This is a genomic window from Subtercola sp. YIM 133946 (genome assembly GCF_036553535.1).
Lineage (GTDB): Bacteria > Actinomycetota > Actinomycetes > Actinomycetales > Microbacteriaceae > Subtercola.
On record NZ_JAZHPE010000002.1, the window covers coordinates 42221 to 54557 of the forward strand.

The 12337-nt window shown below is 69.6% G+C and carries 12 protein-coding genes; 6 read left to right on the forward strand and 6 right to left on the reverse strand.

Annotation, left to right across the window (positions count from 1 at the left end; genetic code table 11):
- Positions 1–3: 3 nt before the first annotated feature.
- Both V3W46_RS00430 and V3W46_RS00435 read right to left on the reverse strand, forming a co-directional pair.
- A complete protein-coding gene (locus V3W46_RS00430) occupies positions 4–1575 on the reverse strand; it encodes an ABC transporter permease (protein WP_331781105.1) in 1572 nt (523 codons plus the stop codon).
- Positions 1551–3656: an ABC transporter ATP-binding protein gene (locus tag V3W46_RS00435; RefSeq protein ID WP_331781106.1), complete on the reverse strand. Its 2106-nt coding sequence runs from the start codon at positions 3654–3656 to the stop codon at positions 1551–1553. Before V3W46_RS00435 ends, V3W46_RS00430 begins: the two co-directional genes overlap by 25 nt.
- Before the next feature lie 179 nt (positions 3657–3835).
- Here V3W46_RS00435 and V3W46_RS00440 point away from each other — a divergent pair, with 179 nt between their 5' ends.
- The 3 genes from V3W46_RS00440 to V3W46_RS00450 all read left to right on the forward strand — a co-directional run bounded on the left by V3W46_RS00440 (position 3836) and on the right by V3W46_RS00450 (position 5680).
- A complete protein-coding gene (locus V3W46_RS00440) occupies positions 3836–4762 on the forward strand; it encodes a hypothetical protein (protein ID WP_331781107.1) in 927 nt (308 codons plus the stop codon).
- 70 nt (positions 4763–4832) lie between these two features.
- Positions 4833–5318 carry a hypothetical protein gene (locus V3W46_RS00445; RefSeq protein ID WP_331781108.1) on the forward strand — a complete coding sequence of 162 codons (486 nt, stop codon included), beginning with the start codon at positions 4833–4835 and terminating at the stop codon, positions 5316–5318.
- Between the two features lie 47 nt (positions 5319–5365).
- On the forward strand, positions 5366–5680 hold the full coding sequence (locus V3W46_RS00450; protein WP_331781109.1) for a hypothetical protein: 315 nt from the start codon (positions 5366–5368) through the stop codon (positions 5678–5680).
- Positions 5681–5723: 43 nt separating this feature from the next.
- Here the strand turns inward: V3W46_RS00450 and V3W46_RS00455 are convergent, their stop codons facing one another.
- Positions 5724–6824: a glycosyltransferase gene (locus tag V3W46_RS00455; protein WP_331781110.1), complete on the reverse strand. Its 1101-nt coding sequence runs from the start codon at positions 6822–6824 to the stop codon at positions 5724–5726.
- Between the two features lie 129 nt (positions 6825–6953).
- The gene (locus tag V3W46_RS00460) at positions 6954–8756 is read right to left on the reverse strand and encodes a trypsin-like peptidase domain-containing protein (RefSeq protein ID WP_331781111.1); all 1803 of its coding nucleotides are present in this window, start codon (positions 8754–8756) and stop codon (positions 6954–6956) included.
- 142 nt (positions 8757–8898) lie between these two features.
- Between V3W46_RS00460 and V3W46_RS00465 the strand changes: the two genes are divergently transcribed.
- A complete protein-coding gene (locus tag V3W46_RS00465) occupies positions 8899–10095 on the forward strand; it encodes a pyridoxal phosphate-dependent aminotransferase (RefSeq protein ID WP_331781112.1) in 1197 nt (398 codons plus the stop codon).
- Between the two features lie 62 nt (positions 10096–10157).
- Here V3W46_RS00465 and V3W46_RS00470 read toward each other — a convergent pair whose 3' ends face one another.
- Complete coding sequence (locus V3W46_RS00470) at positions 10158–11051, reverse strand: carbon-nitrogen hydrolase family protein (RefSeq protein WP_331781113.1); 894 nt, start codon at positions 11049–11051, stop codon at positions 10158–10160.
- A gap of 44 nt (positions 11052–11095) precedes the next feature.
- Here V3W46_RS00470 and V3W46_RS00475 point away from each other — a divergent pair, with 44 nt between their 5' ends.
- Positions 11096–11596 carry a hypothetical protein gene (locus tag V3W46_RS00475; protein WP_331781114.1) on the forward strand — a complete coding sequence of 167 codons (501 nt, stop codon included), beginning with the start codon at positions 11096–11098 and terminating at the stop codon, positions 11594–11596.
- 14 nt (positions 11597–11610) lie between these two features.
- Positions 11611–11991 (forward strand): thioredoxin, encoded by a 381-nt coding sequence (trxA, locus tag V3W46_RS00480; protein ID WP_331781115.1) that lies wholly within the window; start codon positions 11611–11613, stop codon positions 11989–11991.
- 113 nt (positions 11992–12104) lie between these two features.
- Here the strand turns inward: trxA and V3W46_RS00485 are convergent, their stop codons facing one another.
- Positions 12105–12335, reverse strand: a complete 231-nt coding sequence (locus V3W46_RS00485) for a hypothetical protein (protein ID WP_331781116.1) — start codon at positions 12333–12335, stop codon at positions 12105–12107.
- Positions 12336–12337: the final 2 nt, after the last annotated feature.

Consider the following 12337-nt stretch of genomic DNA (forward strand, 5'->3'; position numbering starts at 1 on the left):
GGCTCAGCTTCGCAGTGAGCTCGCCAGAATCTCAGGCCCTCGGCGGTTCACCACGGCACCGCCGGCCAGGGCACCCAGAACCAGTGCGGCGACACCGATCGCCACGCCCCACCAGAGCGACATCCAGTACGCATCGGCGTCACCTGAGATCGCCTGGATGGCGAACATCAGGCTCGGCACCGAGAACAGCAGCGTGCCCACGACCGTGCCCACCTGAACGAATGCCGAGGTCGATCCGGTCGCCTGGGGCTGCACGAACGGGCTGTCGCCCGGCCTCGTGGCTGCGTAGGGAAAACGGGCCGAGATGACGCTGCCGAGGCCGAGCGCGCTGAACAGAATGCAGGTGCTGACGCCGAGAACCGCCGGCAGCGCGGCGCTGTTCGCGGCGAGAAAGACGGTGAAGACCGAGCCGATGCCGATGAGCGGCAGACCGATCAGGAGCACGGGCGCCATGCGGCCCAGCCGGTCGGCGAGCCCGCGCTTGCCCGAAACGATGTGCAGCCACACGGCTGAGCTGTCGAGCGCGATGTCGTTGTGCACCATGAAGCCGAGGAACAGGCACATGACCGGCAGCGGGATGAGCGCATAGGTCGTCAGCGGAAAAGCCACCAGCACGAACGGAATCGCCATGACGATCGGCACGATCGGCACGATCACCAGCGGCACGAAGTACCGCGGGTCGCGCGACCAGTAGGTGAGACTGCGTGCGGCGATCGAGCCCGTCGGCGTCGAGGGCAGGCGCGCGAACCAGCCGAGGCCCGCGGGCTCGGCTCTTTCGTCGTCGCTGCGGTTCGACTGCAGCATGACCGCCACGAGCGCCGACCACGCCAGCCAGAGCACCACCACTGTGATCGCGGCGATGGCGAAGCTCAGCCAGGCGGCGCCGGCGTCTCCGGTCGCCGCCGCCGCGGGAATGGCCCAGGCCGCGCCGAACGGGGTGAAGCCGGCGAGGGCCGCCACACTCTCACCCACGCTCTCGCCCGATGCGCCCCAGTTCACGCTCAGCGCGAGCACCACGGCGGGAGCGAGCAGCACGAGAATCAGCACCCCGATGACGCCCGCGATCTCTCGGGCACGCCGGGTCGACAGCAGGAACGCCGCGAGCGACGACGACAGCCGACCGAACAGGATGCACGTGGCGACCGCGAGCGCAGCGCCGACGATCGCGAGCAGCACCAGCCCCACGTCGTTCGACCAGGTCACGATGCTCGACAGTGCGAACAGGGTCACGGCGACGACCGGCAGCGCCGCGAAGGCGCTGACGGCCAGGCCGATCGCCAGCGTGCGTGGCGCGATGCCGAAGAAGCCGAAGCGGCGCGGGTCGACGGGGTCGGCGCGTTGCAGAATGAGCGGAACGATCGCGAACGCGAGAACGACCACCGACCCGGCGACGACGATGTCGGTGCGCGCCATCTCGGGGGCGGCGTCGGCGAGGCCGATCGCGCGCAGGCACACGGCGATGACCGCTATGAGGGCCGCGATCAGCCCGACGGTCACGCCGAACGTGCGCGCCCTGCTGCCGGTGAAGATGTTGCTGAGAAGCGCGAGCCTCAGTCTAAAGAGCTCAGCAACCATTCCATGCCTTCAACTGCCTTGTGGCCACCCGCGAGCTCGATGAACCGGTCTTCGAGGGTCGAGCCGTTCCTGACCTGGTCGACACTGCCGCTGCTGAGCACCCGGCCGTGCACGATGATCGCGACGCCGTCGCAGACGCGCTCGATCATGTCCATGCTGTGGCTCGAGAGCACGACGGTTCCGCCTGCGGCGACGTACTTCTGCAGAATCTCGGTGACGGTGTCGGCCGACACCGGGTCGACCGACTCGAACGGTTCGTCGAGCACCAGCAACCGGGGCGAATGGATCATCGAGGCCGCGAGGGCGACCTTCTTGGTCATTCCGGCCGAGTAGTCCGAGACGAGGCGGTTCAGGGCATCCTGAATGCCGAACGCCTCGGCCAGTTCATCACTGCGCTCGCGCACGGTCTGGCCCTTGAGCCCGCGCAGCGAACCCGAGTAGTGCAGCAGCTGGCGGCCGGTGAGCCGGTCGAACAGGCGCAGCTTGTCGGGCAGCACGCCGATCATGCGCTTGGCCTCACTGACGTCTTTCCACACGTCGTGGCCGTCGACGCGCACGACGCCCTCGTCGGGGCGCACGAGGCCGGTGATCATCGAGAGTGTCGTCGTCTTGCCGGCGCCGTTCGGGCCGACGATTCCGTAGAAGCCGCCACGCTGCACCTCGAGGTCGACGCCGTCGACCGCGATCGTCGAGCCGAACCGCTTCACGAGGTGCGTGAGCGAGAGCGCCGCGTTCGGCGCAGTCGGCACCTCGGGGTCGGCGCCGTCGGTGGCCACAGGTTCGGCGACCGTGCGGTCGTTGGCGAAGCGCTCGTGAGCCTGGGGCTCGACGACTTCAGTCTCGTCGGCTTCGGGCCCGACGGTTTCAGTCTCATCGGCGAAGGTCTCGTCGGCGAAGGTCTTGTCGGCGACGGGCTCGACGGTTTCAGTCTCATCGGCGAAGGTCTCGTCGGCCAAGGTCTCGTCGGCGTCGGTCTCGTCGGCGTGGGTCTCGTCGGCGATGGCGAACGGATGCCCGGCAGCCGACTCGTCGTCGACAGATGTCTCGTCGGCGACCACGTCTTCTCCGCGAACGACCGTGACGTCAGCGGCCGCGATCGTGTCGTCTGCTGCAGCCGTGTGCGCAGTGGATGCAGGTTCGGCGACGGTGGCTTCGTCGGCGATCACGCGTTCGGTGGCCGGTTCGTCGGCGTGGAGGGCGAACGCCTCCTCGATGCGGTCGAGCGGGGTCGATCGCATCGTCGTTATGACCTCGGTCTCGGCGTCGGGCGTGGAAGGGGCCGAGGCCGTGGCCGACGCAGCAGACGCGGCGGCGGCGGCCGCCTTCGTGCGCGGGGCCGGGCGTCTGCGCGGGGCGGCGGTCTTCGCGCCGGCTGCCTTCGCGGTGCCGGCTGCGGTTCGGCCACTCGGCGACGGAGTCACCGTTGCCGTCTCGGGCGCAGCGGCGTCGAGAACGGTCACAGCCTCGGCTGCGGCATCCTTCTCTGCGGCATCCTTCTCTGCGGCATCCTTCTCTGCGGCATCCTTCGCTGCAGCATCGACGGGGAACGGAGGAGTCTGTGTGGAGGCGGCCCGGGGGGTGGTGCGAGCGGTAGTGCTGCGGGCCGCCGAGGTGCGGGGTGCGCGAGGAGTGGACGACGCCGGGGAACGGGGGGTCGACGGGCGCGGGGTGGTCGAACGGGTACCCGCCGCGGCGGGCTTGCGCACCGGGGCCGGGCGGCGAGCGGGGGTGGCCGGCGCGGAGGCGCCTACGGGCTCTCCGGACGAGTCGGTCGCGGAGGAGGTGGACGGGGCCGCAGCGGGGCTCGCGTCGTCACGGGCCATCAGATCGGTGGTGGAGGTTGCGGCGGTGGGCGCTGCGGCGGTGGAGGTTTCGGCGGTGGTAGCGTCAGCAGGCCGCGCGACCGACTGGGCGCGTTTCGCCGCCACCGACGCGGCCGGTCTCTTGGCCGCGCCCGACGCCGCGGCGCGCGCGGGGGTGGCCTTCGGGCGCGCGGGCGCACGCCTGGCCGGGGTACGGCTCGCGGTGGCCGTCTCGGCCTGGTCGCCTCCGTCGTCTCGACGCTCTGTGTCTGAAGTCACTGCATCAACCTATCAATCCCCGGTGTGCCTCGCCGTCTCTGCCCCTGCCATGACCCTGCACGAAAAGGCCCGACAGCAGCATGTATATCACAGTGGGTGTCGACCCAGCTGAGCCTCGAACATCCCCCTCTGCCGACATACAATTGGCCGTTCACACCGCATTCAGGAGAGAACTGCCGATGGCCTCGAACCTACCGCTGAACGAACCGATGAACGCCTCCCAGGTGAACCCGAATGTGGTGCGCGGCGTCGACAGGGTGCTGAGCATCCATCGGCCCGTCGTGCTGGCGCACATCCGCGGTCTGCGCAGGCGGCACCCGGGAGCGAGCCCGCAACAGCTGATCGGTATTCTCGAACGGCACTACCTGACGGCGGTCACCTCGGGTGGGGCGGCGGTCGGTGCGACCTCGGTGATCCCCGCGGTGGGCACCGCGACATCCCTCGCCCTGACCGGGGTCGAGACGCTCGGCTTTCTCGAGGCCAGTGCCCTTTTCGCACAGTCGGTGACCGAGGTGCACGGCATCGCGGTCGAGAACCCCGACCGGGCGCGCGCACTGGTCATGACGCTGATGCTCGGCAGCGGAGGCGTGGAGCTCGTCGAGCAGCTGGCCAAGCAGGCCGGGGGCATCGGCGCGGCTCGCACACAGTTCTGGGGCACGCTGGTCACCCGCAATCTGCCCTCTGCGGCCGTGGGGCCGGTCGCCGACCAGGTGAAGAAGACCTTTCTGAAGCACTTCGCGGCGTGGACGGGATCGACGGCGGTCGGTCGCCTGATGCCCTTCGGCATCGGTGCCGTCATCGGCGGGGCCGGCAACAACATTCTCGGCCGGCGCGTTGTGCGCAGCGCGCGCTCGGCGTTCGGACCGGCTCCGCTCGAGTTCCCTCCCGGTCTCGAGCCGCGCATCACGCTCACGGTCGACTCGCCGAGGCCGGCGAAGGCACCCAAGGCTGCGAAGACGCCGAAGCCGGCGAAAGCGCAGAAGGCACCGAAGGCACCCAAGCCCGCCAGGCCGCCGAAGAACGCCGCACCACGGGCCGCCGACCGCCCTGTGAACTACGGCCACCCGGTCAGCCCGCCTCCCCCACAGGCGACGCCGCTGCCCTGAGTGCACAGGCGAGCCCCGGCAGCCCTGCGGCACCCGCGGCGCAGTCGGTGGGCAGACCTATGATCGCGGCATGCAACACGCGCTGCACCCTTCGACTCGTGGCACCCCGCGCCCCGTCGCCACCCCGGGGCCATCCGGCGAGGCCGCCTCGAGCGGGGCTGCCGACGACGCAGAGGTTCCCGTCGACAGCGCCGGGCGCGGCGCTGTGCACTCCGTGGCGGCGCACGACGGCATCCACCCGGGCGGCGGCGCATTCACCGCGGCCGCCCACGACGACATCGACCCGCGCGAGGCGGCGTACTCGGTGCCGTTGCGCGTCGACCGCTCGGGGGCGCCCCGCTACCGCATCGTCAACGTGGGGCACGAACGCCTGGTCGGGCTGACCTTCTCGCTGCTCGGGTCGGGAGTGATGACGTCGGCCGTTCCGCGCACTCTCGACGTGGGCGAAGGCGCCGAGGTGGTCATCAGGGGCGACGACCTCGCCCGACGCACGGTGCTCGTTGTGCGCTGGTTCCGGCCGAGCGGTGAGGAGTACCTGTGGCGGGTCAGCTTCTGAGGCGAGAGAACGTCAGAGAGTGTCGGGGGTTGATGCTTTAATGCCTCATGCACATAATCGGTATGACGTCGACCGAGGTCGACATTCTGTGGCACCTGCCCGAGGTCGAGTGGCACGACGCGACGGTCGAGCTGCGTTCTGGCGTGACGCCCACAGGCGCGACAGTCGTCCGCTGGCACATCGACCCCGCGTACGACGGCGAGGTCTTCAGGCCCGGGTGGTCATCCGGCCGCGGTCGCCGGCTGAAGCGCCGCGCGCGCATCCGTGTGCCCCGCCACGACGGCCCGTGCGTGGTTGCGGTGCGCATCGTCGACGAGGCTGGCGGCCACGTCGTCACCCAGTTCAGCAGCACCCGCCGCTGATACCCAGCCCACCGCCGCCCAGCCAGCTGACCGGTCGCCCGGGTCAGTCGAAGTCGACGATGACGGTGTCGGCCGCGCCCTCGAGGTTCACGAACCCTGCGATGAACCCGAAGCCCCAGCTGAAGTGCACCAACGGCAGCACCAGCGCGAACCAGAGACCGGTGCGCGGTTCGGTTCTGACCATCGCCGAGATCGCCAGCACCACCACACCCACCAGATAGACCACCGGCACCACGAGCAGGGCGAACAGGATCACCGAGACCACCGCAGCGACGCCGAGCGCGCCGGCGACCAGGCCGAAGAACCCGACGGCGCCCAGAATGAAGGCCAGAATCGTGACGATGACGACGAGCGACGGCAGAAAGAAGCGCAGCACCTTCTCTTCGGGGAAGGCACGTGCGAACTCGCCCCGCCAGAGCCCCTCGGCGAAGAGCGACCGGGTGACGTCGACCACCCGTGACGGCGGGCGGTAGTCGAGGTGCAGCGCCGGCTCGAACCACACCGTGTGGCCCGCCTCGCGCAGGCGCTCGTTCAGCTCCCAGCCCTGCCCGTGCCGAATCTCTTCGTTGTACAGGCCGATCTCGATGAAGGTGCGGCGCCGGATGACGTGGGCGAACGCCGACTGCGCCTGGCGCTCGGGGCCGGCCGCCGCAGCACTCACCTCGCCGTAGGGGGTCAGCGGGTCTCGCGCGAGCCCCACCGAGCTCAGCGTCGCCAGCGAGACCGCCCGCTCGAACGAGGTCGTGCCGACCGGCGTGATGCGGGCGACGAGGGCGACGGCATCCGTTCTCGCCATCGCGGCCACAGCCTCGGTGGCGAAGCCTTCGGGCAGCGCTGCGCGCGGGTCGACCCTGATCACGAGGGAGGTGCGGGCGGCGGCGATCGCCTCGTTCACACCGACCACCAGCGACGACGACGCGAACTCGAGCACCGAGATGCGCGGATGCTCGGCGGCGAGTGCGGCAGCGAGGTCGCCCGTGCCGTCGGTGCTCGGTGACACGGCGATGACGATGTGCAGGTCGCCGCCGTAACTCTGGGTCAGCAGCGAGTCGATCGCGGTCGGCAGGGTCGCGGCGTCATTGCGAACCACGACGATCGCCGTCAGGGGCGGTGACGCCGAAGACGAGGGCGTGGGATCGGTCATGTGTTCCGCTCGGTGGATGAGGTGCCAACAGACCGGTAGGCCCATCGCGCCAATAGCAACGATGAGCCTACCAGTTAGCGCGAGTGCGCTTTCGGGGTGTGCGGGTGGTGCGGGCGATGCCCGCCCGGGTCAGCTCGCGAGCTCGCCCAGGGTGACGGTGACGGTCTTCGACGTCGATCCGCGCATGTAGGTGACGCTGGCGGTGGCGCCGGCCGGCAGCACCCGAACCTGCGCGGTGAGGTCGGTCGCGTCGGTGATCGGGATGCCGTTGAAGGAGGTGATGACGTCACCCTTCTGGATGCCCGCCGCCGCTGCCGCTCCCCCGCTCGTCACGTCGGCGACCGTGGCACCGACGACCGTGGCCGAGGCGTCGCTCGAGGCGGCGATCGACGCGCCCAGCAGGCCGTGGGTGGCCTTGCCGTTGGCGATGATCTCGTCAGAGATGCGCTTGGCGAAGTTCGCCGGAATCGAGAAACCGACGCCGATGCTGCCCGACTGGCTGGTCGACGAGCTCGACGAGTCGGCGCTGGCGATCGCCACGTTGATGCCGATCAGCTGGCCGTCGGAGTTGAGCAGCGCGCCACCCGAGTTGCCCGGGTTGATCGCGGCGTCGGTCTGGATGACCGCGAGCGAGATGGTGCTGCTGGCCGTCGACGGCGTCTGAGCCTGCGAGTCGCCCTGGCCCGGAATGTCGAAGTTCCAGAAGTCGTAGGGGCTGCCTGTGCTGTTCGGGTCGGGGGTGGCCTCCTCGCCCGAGGTGTCGGGTGCCGCCGACGACGCGACGGTGATGCTGCGGTTCAGCGAGCTGACGATGCCGTTCGTGACCGTGCCCGAGAGACCGAGCGGGGCGCCGATGGCGATGGCGGTGTCGCCGACGTTCAGCTTCGACGAGTCGCCCCACTCGATGGGGGCGAGGCCGCTGGCATCCTGCAGCTTGACCACGGCGAGGTCGGCGACGGGGTCGGTGCCGACCACCTTGCCGACGTAGATCTTGCCATCGGCCGCCGTCACCGAGATGGTGGGGCTGGCGGTGGCGCCGTCGAGGGTGACGACGTGCGTGTTCGTCAGCACGTAGCCGTCGGCCGAGAGAATGACACCTGACCCCGTGCCCGACGTGGTCGAGCCGTCGGTCACCGAGAGGGTGACCACCGAGGGCGAGGCCTTCGTGGCGACAGCGGTGATGTCGTTGACGTTGTTCGGGTTGTTGACGGTGATCGTCTGCGGGCTCGAGGCCTGCGTCGATGAGGTGCCGTTCTGCGAGAGGGCCCAGACGCTGATGCCGGCCCCGGATGCTCCACCGATCAGTGCGCCGATGACGAGTGCGGCGACCAGTGCTGCACCGCCGCGCCGCTTGGCCGGAGCGGAGCCCGCCGGCAGCGGCTGCCCGTCAGAACCGTACGGGGGGCCGACGGGTGGCTGGCCGAAGCCGCCGTTGCCGTAGTTGGGCTGGGCGGCGCCCGAACCGACGACTGCCGCGGCGGGGGCCGTCGAGCTGGCGGGATAGCCATAGTTGGGCTGGGCCGGGGCGCCGGGCGTGCCGGGTGCGCCAGGTGCCATCTGGCCGGCGACGGGCTGGGCGAGGGGCGCCTGCCCGGCGACGGGCTGGGCGTGAGGAGCCTGGCCTGCGATCGGGGTCGTGGGCAGGGTCTGGCCGTAGGTGGGAGCACCGGCGACCGGCGCCACGGGGGCGACAGGCTGAATCGGAGGTACTGGCGCGCCGTGCGCACCGGCAGTGGCTGTGGCGGCCGGCGGAATCACGGGCGCGGGCGGGAGAACCTCGGTGGGCTGCGCGGCGGTGGGCTGCGCGGCGGTGGGCTGGGCATCCGTCGGCGCCTGGGGAGGCTGCACTGCCTCGGGAGGCTGCACTGCCTCGGGAGTCTGGTCGGAGGCGCTCGGGTGAAGGGGAATGTCGTTTTCAGTGCTTTCTGACACGGGGGTGCTCCTTTCAAGCACGTTCAGCATCCATGGCCCAGCTGAAGGTTTTATATGTGCAGGCTGAACACGATCTGCCAGGTTGGGCTGACCGGCTGCCGGCGCCGCAGCGCGGCCCGCTCGCTGCCGGTAGGTTGGTGGAATGTCAATCACCGGTTCCTGGCAGCGCGCGGCCGACGGCGCCGGGCTGCTCTCGCCCGACGGAACGATCAGGGCGACGATCTTCGCCGAGATGAGCGCGCTGGCCGAAGCCACCGGAGCCATCAATCTCGGCCAGGGCTTTCCCGACGAAGACGGCCCCGACGAGGTGCTCGCCGCCGCCCGTGAGGCCATCAAGAACGGCATGAACCAGTACCCGCCCGGCCGCGGCACCGCCGAGCTGCGCACCGCGATCGCCGAGCACCAGAAGCGGTTCTACGGTATCGAGCTCGACGCCGACCGGGAGGTGCTGGTCACCGCGGGGGCGACCGAGGCACTCGCTGCGACCATCCTGGGGCTCGTCGACGACGGCGACGAGGTCGTCACGCTCGAGCCGTTCTACGACGCATACGGCGCCCTCATCTCGCTGTCGCGCGGCGAGCACCGCACGGTCACGCTGCGGCTGCCCGACTTTCTGCCCGATCACGACGACCTGCGAGCGGCAGTGACCGACCGCACCCGGCTGATCGTGATCAACACGCCGCACAACCCGACCGGCGCCGTGCTGCCGCTCGACACGCTCGAACTGATCGTCGAACTCGCCCACGAGCACGATGCCCTGATCGTCACCGACGAGGTGTACGAACATCTCGTGTTCGACCAGCGGCACATTCCCATCGCCAGCCTGCCCGGTGCCTGGGAGCGCACCCTCACCATCTCGTCGGGCGGCAAGACGTTCAGCGCCACCGGCTGGAAGATCGGCTGGATCACGGGCCCCGCCAAGCTCATCACCGCAGTGCTGAGCGTCAAGCAGTTCTTGACGTATGTGAACGGCGCTCCCTTCCAGCCCGCGATCGCCACCGGCCTGGCGCTGCCCGACACGTTCTTCGACACCATCGCCGGCGTGCTGAAGCAGAAGCGCGACGTTCTGTCGGCGGGGCTGTCGAAGGCCGGGTTGGAGGTCTTCCCGTCAGAGGCGGGGTACTTCGTCGTCGCCGACGCTGCTCCGCTCGGCTACGACGATGCCGTGACGCTCTGCCGCGAGCTGCCCGACCTCGCCGGAGTGGTGGCGGTACCGATCTCGGCGTTCTGCCACGACGAGCTCGCCGGTGAATACTCCTCGCTCGTGCGCTTTGCGTTCTGCAAACGGTTCGAGGTGCTCGAGCTCGCCGCGGCCCAGTTGGCGCGGCTGGGGCGCTGAGCCCACGGGATGCCCCGGTGGTCGGCCCCGACGGCCGGCCCCGCGTACGCTGAGCCCTTCGGTCAGCCCCGCGGCGTGACCGTGAACCGGCGCAGCTGCAGTGCCGGGTTGATGCGGCGCACCGCCGCCACGCGCTCGGGGTCGAGAAACGCCACCGCCACGTCGGGCTGTGCGCCGATGCTCGCCACCACCTCGCCCATCGGATCGACGATCATGCTCAGCCCCACGCCACCCGGCGCGGTCTGGTCGGCCGCGGCGATGTACAGCGTGTTCTCGATGGCCCGCGCCGTGACCAGCGTCGCCCAGTGCCGCTCTTTGGCCGGGCCGGGAACCCACTCCGACGGCACCAGCACCAGGTCGACCCCGGCGTCGACCAGCCAGCGGGTGGCCTCAGGGAACCTGATGTCGTAGCACGTCTGCAGCCCCACCGTGAAGCCGCCGATCGAGAAGGTCGCCGGATGCCCGGGGTCGCCCGCGCGCATCCATTCGCTCTCGCGCACGCCGAACGCGTCGTACAGGTGCACCTTGCGATACGAGGCGACCAGGTCGCCCGCGGGGTCGAGGGCGACGAGGGTGTTGAAGAAGTGGTCGTCGTCGGCCCGTTCGACGAGCCCGGCCACGACGGTGCACGAATGGTCGCGAGCGACCGCCGCGACGGCCGCGACGAACGGCCCGTCGAGCGTCTCTGCCGCGGCGAGCGTGTCGGCGCCGAGCGGCGCCTGGAAGTGCGACGAGTACTCGGGAAACACGACGAGGGTGGCCCCGCGCGCGACGGCCTGCCCGGTCAGCCGGCGCAGTTCTATGAGATTGGCAGCCGTGTCGGCCGTCGGCGCGAACTGCGCAATAGCGACCCCGAGCGCGGGCCCAGAGCCTGACACATACTCCTCGACAGCACCCTGAGCGGCACCGACTCGGGGCGCGGCGGCGGCTGTGTCTTCGGGTGGCGGTGTCGACATGCTGCCATGCTATTGCGCCGGCGGCGGCACGTAGACTCGTCAGCATGGTTTTCGAGCGCGTCGATCGGCTGGCCGCCGGCCGCACCGCCGGGTACCGCATCGACGACCAGCTGCTCACGCACCCGCGCACACGTCGCGCCTTCACCGCCATCACCTGGCTGCTCGCGGTCGAGCTGATGCTCGGCATCGCGGCCCTGCTGATCGCGTGGATTCTCACCCTCGACGGCCAGAGTGTCGCCTGGCCGGTATGGTTTCGCGGCCTGGTCGTGCTCGGCATCACCACGACGCTGTTCTACTTCTCGTGGCGCGCCCGCGAAGGCTACTACTGGGCCTACTCGCGGCTACGGCTGTTCAGCAAGATCTTTCCGATCGTCACGCTGGTCATCGCCGCGATTCCGGGCCTCTACCCGCTCTGGATGATCACCGAGCAGATTCTCTTCAGCCTCGTGCTGATCGGGGTCGCCGACTACCTCTCGTCTGACCACATGCGCCAGGTGTTCGCCAAGCCGACCGCCGCCGACCTCGGGAATACCTCGGCCCGCTGAGCGTTTCACTGTGTATGAGCACGCAAACCCTGACACAGGAGAACCACGACGACACCGTCGCCGACGGTATCGTTCTGATCGACTTCTGGGCCGCCTGGTGCGGCCCGTGCCGGCAGTTCGGCCCGGTCTTCGAAGCGACCAGCGAGAAAAACACCGACATCACCTTCGCGAAGGTCGACACCGAAGACCAGCAGGCGCTGGCCGCCAGCTACGGCATCACCTCCATTCCGACCCTGGTGGTCTACCGCGACGGCATCCCCATCTTCGGCCAGCCCGGCGCGCTGCCCCAGCCCGCACTCGAGAACCTCATCGAACAGGTTCGCGAGCTCGACATGACCGAGGTGCGCAAGGAGTACGACGAGGCGATGGCGAAGCGCCAGGCCGCGGGCGAGTAACTGCACGCCGCGCAGTCGACCATCGGAGGGGCGTGATGTCTTCCTGCCCACTCGCTGGGCACGAAAAAGGCTCCCGATCGCTCGGGAGCCTTTTTCGTTGCGAGAAGCGCGGCCTAGGCGCCGTCGACGTGGCGCAGGAGCTGCAGCGGAATGAAGATTCCGAGGCTGACCGCCACCAGGCCCGACGCGAAGATCAGCGTCGCGAAGTCAGGAAACTGGAAGGCGAGACCGAAGAGGTACATGCCACCGAGAAACAACACGAGCGACACGATGATCGTCACGACGGTGACGACTCCACCGGTCGACTGCCGAGATTCTACGGGGCCCTTGCCTAACTGAGTCATGA

Coding starts and splice junctions, on each gene's coding strand:
- V3W46_RS00430 (WP_331781105.1), bottom strand. CDS start 1,575: ATGGTTGCTGAGCTCTTTAGACTGAGGCTCGCGCTTCTCAGCAACATC.
- V3W46_RS00440 (WP_331781107.1), top strand. CDS start 3,836: ATGGCCTCGAACCTACCGCTGAACGAACCGATGAACGCCTCCCAGGTG.
- V3W46_RS00445 (WP_331781108.1), top strand. CDS start 4,833: ATGCAACACGCGCTGCACCCTTCGACTCGTGGCACCCCGCGCCCCGTC.
- V3W46_RS00450 (WP_331781109.1), top strand. CDS start 5,366: ATGCACATAATCGGTATGACGTCGACCGAGGTCGACATTCTGTGGCAC.
- V3W46_RS00455 (WP_331781110.1), bottom strand. CDS start 6,824: ATGACCGATCCCACGCCCTCGTCTTCGGCGTCACCGCCCCTGACGGCG.
- V3W46_RS00465 (WP_331781112.1), top strand. CDS start 8,899: ATGTCAATCACCGGTTCCTGGCAGCGCGCGGCCGACGGCGCCGGGCTG.
- V3W46_RS00470 (WP_331781113.1), bottom strand. CDS start 11,051: ATGTCGACACCGCCACCCGAAGACACAGCCGCCGCCGCGCCCCGAGTC.
- V3W46_RS00475 (WP_331781114.1), top strand. CDS start 11,096: ATGGTTTTCGAGCGCGTCGATCGGCTGGCCGCCGGCCGCACCGCCGGG.
- trxA (WP_331781115.1), top strand. CDS start 11,611: ATGAGCACGCAAACCCTGACACAGGAGAACCACGACGACACCGTCGCC.
- V3W46_RS00485 (WP_331781116.1), bottom strand. CDS start 12,335: ATGACTCAGTTAGGCAAGGGCCCCGTAGAATCTCGGCAGTCGACCGGT.